We start from the raw sequence: 14,353 nt of genomic DNA, 5'->3' as shown, positions 1-14,353 counted from the left end.
CCTCCTATTGCACTGTCCAGCCGCCGTCCAGCACAATGGCTTGGCCAGTAATGTTGCGTGACTCATTTGCGAGTAAAAAATTGACAGCATGAGCAATCTCATCCAACCCTATAAACGCCTTTTTCGGCATTGGCGCCAACATAATATTGTTTATCACTTCATCTTCACTGATCCCATGCTGTTTCGCTTGCGCGGTAATTTGCTGTTCTACCAATGGGGTTTTTACATAAGCGGGGCAAATAGTGTTCACGGTGATATCGCAGTCCGCGGTTTCCAGCGCCAATACTTTGCCAAATCCCATCAACCCATGTTTTGCAGCGACATAAGCAGACTTATATTTAGAAGCGACTAAAGCATGGATAGAACCAATATTAACGATGCGACCAAAGCCTCCTCTGCGCATATGCGGCAATACTGCCTTACACAACATGGCCGGGCCTGTTAGCATCACGTCTTGCAGCAATTGCCATTTATCTTCTGGATAATGCTCTAGTGCTTCAACATGTTGCACGCCTGCGTTATTGATAAGCACATCAATGTTATCGTGCTGACAGACAAAGTCAGCGATGTCTTGCTTATTGGCGATATTGAGCGCAAACGCTTGTGCATTTCCTCCATCACTGACGATAGACTCGGCTACCGTCTGTGCTTGCGCTAAGTTCAAATCTACGAGCAATAAGCTGTAACCTTGTTTGCTCAGGGCCATCGCGATATAGCGACCAATGCCACTTGCTGCCCCTGTGATCAACGCCGTCTTCATCGTCACTCCTTGATTATTTTGCTAAGAACTGAGCAATAGTGTCAGCCTGTGATTGAATTGAAAAAATACCGTCTAAATGTCCCCAAACGCCTTCTATCTCTGTGATCTGCACATCTTTATTCTTGGCTTTTAGGGTTTCTGCTAACTTACGAATGGGCTCAGGCCTTAATAACAAGTCATTGCTTGCAGGCATCAACAAAATCTTTGCTGTGATTTTATCAATAGCACTATCAAAATTACCTTGCATGCCTGCGGTATATAGTTGCGAGGCGCGGACTAAGTACAAGATAGAATTCGCATCTTGCGTTTCAGCCCTCGCTCGTGCGCGCGTGGCTAGCGTTTGGCTGAGTTTAGGAAGCAGACGAATATCTTGCTTTGCTTTGGGATCAAGCACAATAAAGTCTGGAAAACTGGCGTTGTAAATAGCAGGGTGCATCGCGTCTTGAGTAATATTAAGCATCGTGGCCGTGAGTCCAGCAAGCGGCCTTTCCCCGTCGTAGTAGTCCCCGCCCTGCCAATTTGGATCAAGTCGGATAGGTAAAGCCCATTTCTCTAACGCCGCAACGGTCCAAGCATCCATCTTTGCAGCGCCAATCACATGAATTAAACGTGACACTTTTTCGGGATAGCGCACCGACCATTCTAATGCTTGGAAAGACCCCATAGACGCGCCCATCACCGCATGTAGTTTGTCGATACCTAAGCTATCCAATAGTTGCTTTTGTACTTCAACAAAATCACCGATGGTCACCACGGGAAAATCCAAGCCGTAAGGTTTGCCCGTCTTCGGATTAATGGAAGCCGGACCCGTCGTGATCACATCTTTACTATGCCAGTTTGCATTGACCAAAGTATCTGCGCTTATCACAAAGTACTTGTTAGTATCTATCGCTTTGCCCGGGCCGATAATGGCATCCCAGTAACCTGCCAACACGTCAGACTCTCGATACTTACCCGCAGCGTGAGATGTGCCAGAAAAAAAATGCGTGATCAAAATTGCATTGCTTTTGTCGGCATTTAACTTGCCATAGCTTTCCCAGCCGACCTTAACGTCAGGAATGCTGACTCCAGACTCTGTAGTAAAATGCGCGAGTGTAAATGCCCGCTTTTCAACCAACATAGGTTTGCTTGTCTCACTGCCATAGACAATATGGCTGGCAACGAACAAGAGTAATAGGAAAATCCGCTTCATTGCTGTATCTCTCCGTTAAAATAAGATGAATAGGGTTAATGCGAGGGCAACGCCCACCAGCGGCACGACCGCAGTCAACGCAGCCATAGACCAATATGCTCGTTGATGTGTTTCTTTACAGATGGCGCGAATGGTTGTGACCACATAACCGTTGTGCGGTAAGGTATCCAAAGCGCCTGAGCTAATAGCGACAACACGATGTAATTGTTCTGGATTGACACCCGCATCGATGTAGTGCGGTGCCACTAAAGGTAACGCAATGGCTTGCCCACCGGATGCCGAACCAGTTAAACCGGCTATCACACTTACCGCCACAGCGGCGCCAAGTAGCTCATTACCCGGCATCTGTGTCATCATATCGACCGCTAATTGAAATGCCTCGGTGTTTTTTGCCACCGCACCAAAACCCACTACCGCACTGGTATTACCGATAGCAACTAGCGCACCTGTTGTACCTAAGTTAATCGCAACCCCCATGTTGTGAAAATGCTTAAAGTTAATCGCGACAATACTGAGTACACCGCCTAGCAACGCTACAATGAGTGCACTTTGCTGCAGCACATCATGAAGTGTAAAAGATAAAATCAACACCACGATTAGAGGCAGTACGCCAGTGATTGGATGAGGATAGTTACGTTCATGGATTTCAGGGTCGTCTTCTTTCGCTTCAAAGTGCTCACCATTTGCCACCGCTTTGGCTATCATCTTTTTCAACCACCAATATCCAGTAATAGCCATAAATGTGGCAACCACTAGACTGACTTCCCAAGCCGCATAAGGCGACGTACCTAAATATTTTATTGGGATCCAGTTTTGGATTTCAGGAGAGCCTGCCGAAGTCATGGTAAAGGTGACTGAGCCGAAAGCCAGAGTTGCGGGAATAAAGCGCCTTGGTAAATTGGCGTCTTTAAATAAGCTGAGCGCCATAGGGTAGACAGAGAAAGCTACAATAAAAACACTGACGCCGCCATACGTTAACACAGCACAGGCAATCACCACCGCTAATACCGCATGTTTCATACCTAACTTGTCGACAATATAGCGTGCCACGCTGTCGGCAGCACCGCTGTCTTCCATGAACTTACCGAACAAAGAGCCAAGCAAAAACATGAAAAACCAAGCACTCAAAAAGCCAGCAAAGCCATCCATATAAAGTGTAAGAAAGCTGCTTTCGACAGCTTCTGTGGGAAATAGCGCAACGCCACTCGTTAATGCGACCAATAAAGCGCACAGTGGAGCTGCGATAAACAAGTTTACGCCACGGAGAGTTAGCCAAATAAGCAGGCCAAGTCCTCCTGCCAGACCAAGCATACTGAGCATAAGGGCTTCCTTTTATTGTTATTAATGCCCGTTATAAGTTGATGTGTTGGGCATACTGTTGATGAATATCAGTGTGGCGTGCAGGTGCAATAAAAACCATAGTACTAAGGTTATAGAAGCCCTACACCCCGTGTTAATCCTAGCGTATCAAGGCATTAGTACTAAGGTACTAATAGAAAAACTTTACAACTCCCCTATGCTTTGGTGTGACAACAAGCACCCAAAATGACAATAATAGGGACCACAGGATGAACATTTACCAACCTAGATATTCAGCTATCGCGTTGGCTATTACACTCGCAACTCAAGTCAGCCCAGCGGCAGCAGAACAAACAACACAATCAGAAGGCAAGCTAGAACGTATTGAAGTCACGGCGCGCAAGACGGTAGAAAACCTTCAAACCGTTCCAGTTGCAGTGACTTCTATCGGTGAAACCGATCTACTTGAAAATGGCATTTCGGTACTCTCTGAAGTCCAGCAGTTTTCACCCAATACCACGCTTCAAGCTAGCCGTGGCACTAACTCCACCCTCACTGCCTTTATTCGTGGTGTCGGGCAACAAGACCCATTGTGGGGTTATGAACCTGGTGTCGGCATTTACGTCGATGACATTTATTTGGCAAGACCGCAAGGGGCTGTACTCGACCTCCTTGATGTACAACAGATTGAAGTACTACGTGGACCACAAGGAACTTTATACGGCAAAAATACCATTGGTGGCGCAATAAAATATGTCACTAAGGAAATGTCTGGCGATGCGACATTTAACGTAGAGGGAACGGTTGGTAGTTATAATCAACGCGATCTTAAGATCACAGGTCAACTGCCGCTCGTGGAAGACACGCTCTACTTAGGTTATGGCTTTGCTACCTTGAATCGAGATGGCTTTGGCGAGTTCAAGGTTTCAACGCTACCCGGCCAAGACAAGGAAAACTACAATAAAGAAATTCAAGCTGCACGGTTAACCTTGGAATATCGTCCAAGCGACGATTTGTTCTTCCGTTTAGCATGGGATAAAACCGATGATGACTCCAACTCTAAAGGGGGTTATCGGTTGTTGCCAAGCTTACTGACTGACGCCCCCGTGCCCGACAGCGTATTTGATTCTTACACCAGTATGCCAACTTGGAATAAAGTCGAGCTTGAGGGATATAGTTTGACCGCTCGCTGGGATCTTTCTGACGCCACCACAATAAAATACATCGGTGCTAGCCGAGATAGTTACTCCCCGACCAATATCGACTTTGATAATACGCCATTACGGATCTTTGATGTACCCGCCATTTATGATGACGAGCAAACCACGCATGAGATACAGCTAAGCCATGCAGGTAACGGCTACAAATTTGTCTCAGGTCTATATTATTACGATGGCGAGTCATGCGGCCAATTCCAAGCAATTTTAGAAGTGCTAGGACAAAGCTTGGGTGCTCCCGGTCTTACACGAGAAGTCAGTGGTTGTAACAACTCAAATAGTAAAGCCGCGTATATTCAGGGCACCATTGATTTAGCAGAGCAGTGGTCGCTCACATTGGGCGCTCGTTACACTAAAGACAGCAAAGAGGCACAAGTCAGCAATGGTTTGGTCTTTGATGTCGTGTATCCCGAATCAAATTGGATCCCAGGTTATACACGCCCTGCAGGTGAGCTCGTACCATCAGTGCTTGATGATGAAGAGGATTGGTCACGGTTTACGCCAAGAGTGGGAGTGGAATATCAATACAACCGCGATATTATGTTCTTTGCCAGCTATGCTCAAGGATTTAAATCCGGCACCTTCAACCCCAGAGCCAGCACCGCAGAGCCTGCTGCAGATCCTGAAATCGTAGATTCATTCGAAATCGGTATGAAAAGCGAGTGGAACGATAATCTAAGAGCCAATATCACGCTATTCACGTTAGATCACAAAGACCGCCAATATATTTCCGTATTGCCCGGTGCAACCTCTGCCGATCTAAACCAACGACTTGGCAACATTGGTAAGTCGACAGCAAATGGTATTGAAGCCGAGCTGAGCTATGTCGCTACCGAAGCGCTGAGTTTTGACGCCGCGATAGGATATATAGACAGCGACTTCGAAGAGGTACTCGATACTAACCCAGACACAGGCGCGACATTTGACAAATCAGACCGCTTTAGTATTTCTAACACCCCTGATTTAACTTTTAACTTTGGGGCGACATACAAGCTCTACAGTGATATTGGCGATTGGGTATTCAATGCTAGCTACTACCATCGTGGTGATTATGTCTTATTTGAGGAAGATAGCCTACTGACGCAAGACAGCTACGGTTTAGTCAATCTGAGTATTAATTGGTATAGCACAGATGGCAATTGGCGTGTTGGTCTTCATGGGAAAAACCTGACGGATGAAGAATATATGATAGGAGGCTATCAGTTCGTGACACCAGACCCGAGCGATCCGAGTAATGTGAGTAAGTACACGCCGGGGCTTGGTGGTGATAATACCTTGATAGGCTACTTTGGCGACCCAAGAACCGTTTCGCTTACCGTGGGTTATCGTTTTTAGCACCGAAAGCGAGGCTGCTAGGGAGCCTCGCTATCTCAATCACTTGATGTAGTTTTGGAAATACCCTATAACAACGGATACTAGGAGTTAGTTAAGGATGTCTCAGGTGCAAGCAATCATCGCTGATGACCACCCATTATTTCGCAGCGCACTCAAACAAGCCGCTGCACAAGCGATTGGTCATGATCCCATCAAAGAAGCCAGTACCTTAGACAGCTTATTCGAGATGTTGCTCGCGCATCCTGAGACAGAGCTAGTATTTTTGGACTTATCTATTCCTGGTGCGAAAGGTCTCGAAGGTCTTGCCCGGTTAAGAAATCAATACCCAGACATATTAGTGATCATGGTTTCAGCCAACGAATCGGCAGCCATTATTAGCCAATGCATTGCCCTCGGGGCAAGCGCTTATATTCCCAAGTCTTCCTCACTAGAGGTGATCAGTGATGCCATCAAGCTCGTTATAGAAGGAGAAACTTGGTTACCCGAAATCGTGGATATCGAGCCTGAAAATGACAGCGAACAAGCACAATTTGCACGTAATTTAGAAAAACTAACTCCCCAGCAATATCGAGTATTAACCATGATTGCCGATGGCCTTTTGAATAAGCAGATTGCGTATGCAATGTCGATTCAAGAGACCACCATCAAACAGCATGTTTCAGCTATTTTAAAAAAGCTCAATGTGTATAACCGCACCCAAGCTGGGATCCTCTTTAATCAGCTGGCTACGGATGTACATCTCGACGATGAAGCGAACGCTTAACTAACTAGATTAGTCGCTTAATCATGCGCTTTAGAGCTGGCGTTTTAAGTGGTTTATAGAGTAATGGGATCCCTGCATCACTCACCCGCTCGCGGATGGCCTCGTCATGGTTAGCCGTATTAATAATGATTGGCATATCATCAAGCTCAAGCGCTGCTATTACCTCAAGTCCAGTGACACCATGATCAAGCTGATAATCTGCGATCAGCATATCTGCCCGACTCGTTGCTTGCAGCGCACTAAGCTCTGCTTCATCTCGCGCCACAGCTACTTGGCATCCCCAACTCAGTAATACTTGAGATAATGCATTAAGTGCATTGGCATCATTATCGAGCAACCAAATAGACAGACCCGATAGTTGCGAATCACCGCTGAGTTTATCAGCGGTTACTTCGGCCTTTTGATCCGTCTGCTTTCCATAACTTGGTAGTGTTAAGGTAAATTGGGTGCCTTTATTAAGTTGTGAGCCAAGGGTGATGGGAATTTCCAACACTTCGCATATCCGTTTACTGATAGCAAGCCCGAGCCCTAACCCCTGCGCCAGTTCTTTACTGTGGAGCTGTTTGAACTCTTGAAATATGGCGTCCTGATCTTGCTTTGCAATGCCCACTCCAGTGTCTTCAACAATGATAGAAACACTCTCCCCCTGACATTCAGCGATAAGTCTTACCGTACCAGACTCAGTATAACGGATAGCGTTGCTCAGTAAGTTTCCCAATACCCTTTTTAGCAGTGCTTTATCGGTGTAGAGCATGACATCACAAACCCGCACTGCAAACGCTAATCCTTTGTCTTTTGCTACTGCCCCATATTCATTTTCCAATGGTTCCAGCAGTGACGACAACGCAAAGCGCGAGCGATTAACCTTAAACGCCCCAGCTTCTAATTTCGTTAGTTCAAGAATGCTCGACAACAGCTCTTCAGCACTTGCCAATGAACTTTTGATGCTTTGTGAAAGCTCAGCTAAGTCGGTCCCTTGGGCCTTTTCACTCATCAATGAGCAAAACAGGCTCGCTGCATTGAATGGCTGTAACAGATCATGACTCGCTGCGGCGAAAAATCGGGTCTTACTCTCCGTCGTATATTCTGCTTGGCGTTTTGCAGAAGATAAAGCACGGTTGGCGTCTATCAACTCTTTGGTCCTTGCCGCGACCGTTTCTTCTAGATTGACATTAACTTGCTCTAGTAAGGATTGTTGTTTTACAAACTCGGTGATATCTGTATAGGTCGTTACAAATCCACCTCCAGGCAATGGGTTACCTTGCATTTCAAACACTCGGCCATCATGGTGCTCTCGACGGTAGCGATACGCATTGCCTCGTCGTAAATGTGATAGACGCTTCTCTACTTGCTGCTCGACATCGGCATCACCAAATAGTCCGCGCTGCGCATTGTAACGAATAAGCTCAGCCACAGGACGCCCGATAAACAACGCATTGTCTGGATAATTAAACATTTCTGCGTAGCGCTGGTTCCAAGCGACCAATTGCAGTTGGCTATCTACTACACTTATCCCCTGACTGACGTTTTCTATCGTCGACTGCAGTAAGTCGCGATTAAAACGTAGCACCTGTGACGCTTCATCGACAAATTCTGCAACTTGCTCTAAAGGTTGGCGTTTTTCATCTTTGGCGACATCTAAAATCAGTTTCGCAGATGCCCCACCAACGAGCGTCGACATTTCCCGCTCGATCATATTTTCAACTTGCAATGGCGCTGGCTGTTTCCAGTTGGCAGGCTCCTTAGGAAAATGAAGCTCGACAAGCTGCTGCGCACGCGCTTGCTCGCTAAAGCGCTGCAGTAATGTTGCTAAGTCTTGGTAACTCAATACCGTGTTAGCGGACTGTGCAGATTTGGACGGCATTACAAATTTATTGCTTTGTAAGCGCTCAGCAAGACGTGCAGATGAAATAAACGGCACCAGCAAATAAACCAACAAATTTGCACTTAAAGAGATCAGGACAGACTGGCTAGTACTGTCTAACCCCAGACCCAAAAAGTCTAAAGGTGCTAACCATGTGATATTCAAAGGTCCCGCGCTCAACCAGTGACTTTCGAAGTTAAAGCCACTAATGAGGCTCGGTAACAACAGCGTGTAAAACCAAATAGCAAACCCAGTCACAATCCCCAATTGCGCGCCTAAGCATGAAGCCCCACGCCACCATAAACCAACCACCATCGCGGGCGCAAACTGCGCAACCAAGGCAAATGACATGAGCCCCATATTGGCCAACGTGTTGCCCTCAGCCAGCACGCGATGACTGGCGTAACTCAATAATAAAATGCCAACAATGACCACCCGTCGAGCATTGAGCAGATTAAACTTAGATAAGCCCCGATGGCTCGAATTTAACTGCGAGCGGCGCAACAAAAATTGATTGATAAAGTCATTGGTGATCATAATAGATAGCACGATGGCTGAAACTATCACCATGCTCGTCGCCGCAGAAAACCCTCCCAGAAAGGCTGTCAAAGCAACTAGAGGCGCATCAGAACCCAGTGGTAAGGCGAGCACAAACGTATCGTAGCCAACATCTTGACCATTAAAATAAACCAGTCCGGCGTAGGCGATTGGCAAAATAAACAAATTAATTAGCAATAAATAAACAGGAAACAACCAACGTGCGGTCTTAAACTGGTTTTGTTCATCATATTCAATAAAAGAGGTATGAAACTGCCTCGGTAAACAAAGCGTTGCCAATACCCCTAAAAGAACATGGACTAAATAAACATAGGTTGGGCTAGCCGATGCCTCTATTTGCTTGGTAATTCCCTGCTGCTCCGCTTGGTTAAATAAGTGAGAGGGTGACTCAAAGAGCACAAAACAGACATAGACACCAACGGCAATAAACGCCAGTAACTTAACTAATGACTCAAAGGCGATTGCAGTCATCAACCCTGGGTTATGCTCACTGGGTCTCAGCCTACGCGTGCCGAACAAAATAGCAAAAAGGGCTAACAGCAAGGTGATATAAAAAGTACTATCCTGCCAAAACGCGACACTCACCCGCTGGGTGTCGCTTGTTAGCATACCGATACTGGCACTGGTAGCATTAAGCTGAAGGGCAATATAGGGCACAACCGCAATGACAGAGATCAGAGAAATGAGTCCAGACAGACTAGAAGAATTACCGTAACGAGTGGCAATAAAGTCCGCCATGGAAGTAAGTTGCTGCTGGCGACATATTTCAGCAATTCGTGTGTAGACTTGCCAACCAAATATAAACAGTAAAATCGTGCCAACATAAGTTGGGGCAAGCCACCAGCCATTATTTGCCGCTTGCGCGGTAGTACCAAAAAACGCCCAAGAGGTGCAATATACCCCAAGTGACAAGGCATAAGTAACTTGCTTGGCACGATAAGACCTAAATTTAGTACTCGCCCTATCTGCGCCCCATGCAATGGTAAATAAAAGCGCTAAATACAGCAGCGCAATAAGACTGATCAGCCCGATAGAAAACATAACTGTGATGATTTTTTATTGTTTGCTCTAGCATAACGGCTGTACCGTAAAAAGACAGCACACTTTAGTGCTATTCCCCAATGCTTAGTATCATCACTTATAATCTAAAACTGCTCACCGACTTATCTAGTGCGCGGGATAAAGACAGCAGCGACAATGCTTCCTCTGACGCTCGCTCGGCTCCGGTTGCTGTCTCTTGCGCGGTTTCGCTGATTTCTGTCACACTTTGCGAAATTTGCTGTGTAACCGTATTTTGTTCCTCAGAAGCACTGGCTATTTGTAGATTCATATCTTTAATCGTACTCACAGAGGAAGAAATCGCTTGTAACACTTCATCCGTTTTCGCTGACTTGTCTGCTGTATCTTTCGCGTCTTTCACATTCTCTCGCATCATGCCAACGGAGCGCTTCGCTTCATTTTGCAACTTAGAGATCATCTCCTGAATTTCATCCGTGCTCTTCTGGGTGCGACTCGCAAGGCTTCTCACCTCGTCGGCCACTACAGCAAAGCCACGCCCTTGTTCACCAGCCCTTGCGGCTTCAATTGCTGCGTTGAGCGCCAACAGGTTAGTTTGCTCCGCTATACCCCTAATGACATCCAAAATAGAACCTACCGACTCTGTTTCTTGTTCAAGATTCTCAATGGTTTTGCTAACATTTTCTATTTTACCAACGAGGCCCTCCATTGCTTGCTGTGTTTCAACAACAACTTGAACACCTGAATTAGATTGAGAATCCGCATCGGTCGCAGCATCCGCTGCGAGTTGAGCACTTTGGGTTATTTCAGCAATCGTGGCAGCCATTTCATTCATCGAAACAGCACTATGACTGAGTTGCTCCATTTGGTTGTCCGCCCCCTGTTTAGACTGGGCAGTGATAGCACTAAGTGTTTCCGACGAGGAAGATAATGCATGCGTGGAGCTTTGAATTTCTGCAATGATGGCTTTTAGTTTGTCAGCCATATCACGCATTGCCAAATAAATACCGCTGACCGATTCCCCCCTGTCAAACTGTATAGTGAGGTCGCCACTGGCTATCCTTGATGCCACTTCCGCGATTTCTTTTGGCTCTCCACCAATAGGGGCCTTGATTAGTCGTGTGATATACCAACTTAAAAAACAGCCTAACAAAATCACCACAACAGATACTGCAATAATAATTGTTACTGTCTTCCTACTCTCACTTTGAGCTATGGGACCTAATTCATCCTGCCTTTCCTTGATCGATTCTTTCACACGTGCCAAATACTCTGCGATATTTTGGCCATTAATATTTAGTACTTCGGTAATCAGTCGATTTCTCTCTGTGATAATATCTTGTACTTCTCTCACTCCATCTAAGTAGCGTTCTCCTGATTGTTCTATATCAAACAGTAAATTTTTTGCATTTTCATTCATAAACCTAGACTTAGACTGAGTTAGAAACATCTTCTCTTGCTTTAGTTCATCCATAGCTCTGTTGTAGTCATCTAACTGGTTACTCACTAAGAATTTCGTTACGAAAAGTCTTCCTAGCAGCAGCTTTTCCTGCATATGTGTAGCAGCCGCAAGTCCTTCAAAGTCACTCATATCAATGCTAGATTCTATTAATTGCGAAATATTCTTGCGCATTTGAGGGCCTATTTTATCCAGCCCGTCATGAACCACAGTATTTCTACGACCATAAAGTGCCATAATCTCCCTAAAAGCAGTTTCATATGTAACCAAAGCTGTTTCACTTTTTTCAATAAGTTGCTTGCTTTCTCTTTGATTAAGGGCCTCCTTGGCTTCTGCTAATGCATCATGTAAAAGCTTCACTTTCTGTTCAAATTGTTCAATATCGTCTTTTGATTGCTGCTTCAAATAATTCAGCACATTGATCCTAAGTGAGAGCAAGTTCGCTTCCAATGTACTTGCTAGATTGCTCGCTCTTGCCAGAGAGCGATACTCAACAAAATTACTATAACCGCCATTCAATCCAATATAAGCGACGCTAGAGAGTGCAACCATAAGTACAATCATTACTCCAAATGAAGTAGATAATTGTTGGCTTAACCTTAACTTAGAAAGCATAAAAGCACCTGACATTGTATTTATAGATAAGCCCATCAGCATTCATAGATGCCAAAACTATTAGCTTGTATTTAATACAATAATCATTGTCGTGTTTTTTGATTTAGTAAAGAAATGTACCGATTAAAAATCGAACAAAGTAAAGTAACGACCTTTAATGCTCCATATTTATGATTATCTTGTTGAATAAGGAGCGGCGTATTACGTCTAGCACTGCGATAAAGCTATCTACTCTGGAACAAATAAGTATATAGAGGTAATAACCAACCATCTTCGTTGCGCTCAAACATACATCCAGAAACGAAAAAGCCCCAGCTGATGCAGGGGCTTTATAAAAATCTAATTTAGTTAAAAACTAAAATTAAACTTTCTTAGGGCATTCAATCACGTCAACTAGCGTCCAAGATTTTTTCTTAGATCACTTAGCTTAATTATGAGGTCCATTTAGTTGTACGCTTGACGCTTGCTTTTCCAATAAAAGGTAACGTAAATCAATTACGTTCAATAACAACAATTGACTTGTCCACTTTATGACTAACGACACGACATCATACTGTACGGCTCTTACCGCTCATTGTGCACCAGCCTTCTCAAAACTGTCACCTAAACCATACAGAAACACGAGTTAAATCATATTATTATGTAATCTAGCTGCCATGAAATAATTTCCTTCTCAGTATTTTAGCGTTGACTTTCCATCCTGTTCGAAGCTGATGATATAGTCCCTGAGTATGCCAGGCTCTATATGGCTCAATATTTGTCTCTATGTAATCCCAAGCTCTCGGGCAAATATTGAATGCCTGAAGTTGTTCTAGGTTCACATCACCAAAACCCTTAAATGCATTAATTTTGTTCTCGATATGAATCACGGACATCCACATTGGCTTTTTTCGTACAATCTTTACTTGCTTAATTTCAGACCAATAACCATGGCGTTCATTACACCAAATCGTTTTATACTCTTTACTTGTTTCAATTAGGCTTAAAAATGGATTATGCACGTGCGCATGTTTGGCAAATCTCACTTTTGGAGCTACTTGAAGTGTAAAGCCATCGATAAAGTCTATAGCCAAAAAGCTCTGCTGATCAAACTGTGCTTGTACTTCCTTAATATAGTCCTGATGTAAACAGTCATCATTATCCAGACGTGAAGTAATCAAGTATGGCTGGGTTAATCGTGCATTTAACTCTCGTTGGATGGCAGGTAAAAACTCCTCCATTCCATCAGCGTAAATAGGTATGAATGCCCTGAGCTCAGAGGCTAAACGATCGATGATTTCACGAAACTCAGGAGTGGTCGATACATCAAAGAAAACGAGCCAATTAAAGTTTTGCTCAGTTTGTGCTTTCACTGAAGCGAAACAATAATTTTCAAATAGCTCTAACCGATTTCTCATCCACTCATCGGTTAGGACTTGTGTTTTTGATTTTGTTTCTAGCCAATCTTTCTTACGCAAATTAAAGCGGGTTAGTACAAAGTGTTGGAACATGTATAAACTCTGGCAATTGGAGAATATATCTGTAACTAAAAAAGCATACAAAAACCAGAAAATACTCAGCGTAAATCATGAGATAGATCCACTAACTAAATAAGATATGAATTGCTATTGATTACTGGTTAAGACGAACTAAAAAGAGCGCCCAAGTATCCTTCTTCACACCAGATAAATAAAGGTGAAAAATAACACCCCCCCCCAAAATTTTCAACCTTAATAAGCTACAAAACGTATCGCTCAAAAAACGAACACCTCATTTGAGCTAAGGTAAAGCTACCTTATTTAGATAAGGTCTTGAGGCTCATTTATCCACTTGACGCTTTGTATCACGAGTACTGTAGATCGGGTGGTTAACCTGAGGTTTGATAGCGGCTTATAAGAGCTATCCAGAAACGCAAAAGCCCCAGCAGATGCCGGGGCTTTATAAAAGTCTAATTTAGTTAAAAACTAAAATTAAGCTTTCTTAGGACGTTCAATCACGTCAACTAGCGTCCAAGGTTTTTTCTTAGAAATTGGTGCACATTCGCGAATAGTCACGACGTCACCTGTGAGTAGCTGTGTTGTTTTCATCGTGTGCGTGCAACTTAGTTGTACGCTTGATGCTTTCTTTCTATAAAGAGTACCGTAGATCGGGTGTTTAACCTGACGCTCGATAGCTATTTATAAAAATTATCCAGAAACGCAAAAGCCCCAGCAGATGCCGGGGCTTTATAAAAGTCTAATTTAGTTAAAAACTAAAATTAAGCTTTCTTAGGACGTTCAATCACGTCAACTAGCG

9 protein-coding genes are annotated in these 14,353 nt (G+C 44.3%); 2 read left to right on the top strand and 7 right to left on the bottom strand.

Annotated elements, in window-relative coordinates; translation table 11 throughout:
- Nucleotides 1–4: 4 nt before the first annotated feature.
- The 3 genes from EXT48_RS00980 to EXT48_RS00970 are packed head-to-tail and all read right to left on the bottom strand — an operon-like array spanning nucleotide 5 to nucleotide 3,272.
- The gene (locus EXT48_RS00980; protein ID WP_130163339.1) at nucleotides 5–760 is read right to left on the bottom strand and encodes a 3-hydroxybutyrate dehydrogenase; all 756 of its coding nucleotides are present in this window, start codon (nucleotides 758–760) and stop codon (nucleotides 5–7) included.
- Between the two features lie 13 nt (nucleotides 761–773).
- Complete coding sequence (locus tag EXT48_RS00975) at nucleotides 774–1,952, bottom strand: homoserine O-acetyltransferase (protein WP_130163338.1); 1,179 nt, start codon at nucleotides 1,950–1,952, stop codon at nucleotides 774–776.
- 15 nt (nucleotides 1,953–1,967) lie between these two features.
- Nucleotides 1,968–3,272, bottom strand: coding sequence for a GntP family permease (locus EXT48_RS00970; RefSeq protein ID WP_130163337.1), 1,305 nt, complete (start codon nucleotides 3,270–3,272; stop codon nucleotides 1,968–1,970).
- 248 nt (nucleotides 3,273–3,520) lie between these two features.
- Between EXT48_RS00970 and EXT48_RS00965 the strand changes: the two genes are divergently transcribed.
- Nucleotides 3,521–5,803, top strand: a complete 2,283-nt coding sequence (locus tag EXT48_RS00965; protein WP_130163336.1) for a TonB-dependent receptor — start codon at nucleotides 3,521–3,523, stop codon at nucleotides 5,801–5,803.
- 97 nt (nucleotides 5,804–5,900) lie between these two features.
- Nucleotides 5,901–6,566, top strand: coding sequence for a response regulator transcription factor (locus tag EXT48_RS00960; protein ID WP_130163335.1), 666 nt, complete (start codon nucleotides 5,901–5,903; stop codon nucleotides 6,564–6,566).
- A gap of 4 nt (nucleotides 6,567–6,570) precedes the next feature.
- On the opposite strand, the gene EXT48_RS00955 is transcribed toward EXT48_RS00960, so the two are convergent.
- From EXT48_RS00955 to rpsQ, 4 genes are all read right to left on the bottom strand, one after another.
- Nucleotides 6,571–10,029: a PAS-domain containing protein gene (locus tag EXT48_RS00955; RefSeq protein WP_130163334.1), complete on the bottom strand. Its 3,459-nt coding sequence runs from the start codon at nucleotides 10,027–10,029 to the stop codon at nucleotides 6,571–6,573.
- Between the two features lie 97 nt (nucleotides 10,030–10,126).
- On the bottom strand, nucleotides 10,127–12,079 hold the full coding sequence (locus EXT48_RS00950; RefSeq protein WP_240703332.1) for a methyl-accepting chemotaxis protein: 1,953 nt from the start codon (nucleotides 12,077–12,079) through the stop codon (nucleotides 10,127–10,129).
- A gap of 647 nt (nucleotides 12,080–12,726) precedes the next feature.
- On the bottom strand, nucleotides 12,727–13,569 hold the full coding sequence (locus tag EXT48_RS00945) for a glycosyltransferase (protein WP_130163332.1): 843 nt from the start codon (nucleotides 13,567–13,569) through the stop codon (nucleotides 12,727–12,729).
- 459 nt (nucleotides 13,570–14,028) lie between these two features.
- Nucleotides 14,029–14,229, bottom strand: a complete 201-nt coding sequence (rpsQ, locus tag EXT48_RS00940; RefSeq protein WP_276320159.1) for a 30S ribosomal protein S17 — start codon at nucleotides 14,227–14,229, stop codon at nucleotides 14,029–14,031.
- Between the last annotated feature and the right edge of the window lie 124 nt (nucleotides 14,230–14,353).

Origin of the sequence: Pseudoalteromonas sp. CO348 (assembly GCF_004208845.1) — a bacterium.
Lineage (GTDB): Bacteria > Pseudomonadota > Gammaproteobacteria > Enterobacterales > Alteromonadaceae > Pseudoalteromonas > Pseudoalteromonas maricaloris.
This window is presented reverse-complemented; position numbering and strand designations above follow the sequence as displayed.

Bases quoted from the DNA above. Each gene is read 5' to 3' on its own strand.
- EXT48_RS00970 (WP_130163337.1), bottom strand. From the start codon at position 3,272: ATGCTCAGTATGCTTGGTCTGGCAGGAGGACTTGGCCTGCTTATTTGG.
- EXT48_RS00980 (WP_130163339.1), bottom strand. From the start codon at position 760: ATGAAGACGGCGTTGATCACAGGGGCAGCAAGTGGCATTGGTCGCTAT.
- EXT48_RS00950 (WP_240703332.1), bottom strand. From the start codon at position 12,079: ATGCTTTCTAAGTTAAGGTTAAGCCAACAATTATCTACTTCATTTGGA.
- EXT48_RS00960 (WP_130163335.1), top strand. From the start codon at position 5,901: ATGTCTCAGGTGCAAGCAATCATCGCTGATGACCACCCATTATTTCGC.
- EXT48_RS00945 (WP_130163332.1), bottom strand. From the start codon at position 13,569: ATGTTCCAACACTTTGTACTAACCCGCTTTAATTTGCGTAAGAAAGAT.
- EXT48_RS00975 (WP_130163338.1), bottom strand. From the start codon at position 1,952: ATGAAGCGGATTTTCCTATTACTCTTGTTCGTTGCCAGCCATATTGTC.
- EXT48_RS00955 (WP_130163334.1), bottom strand. From the start codon at position 10,029: ATGTTTTCTATCGGGCTGATCAGTCTTATTGCGCTGCTGTATTTAGCG.
- EXT48_RS00965 (WP_130163336.1), top strand. From the start codon at position 3,521: ATGAACATTTACCAACCTAGATATTCAGCTATCGCGTTGGCTATTACA.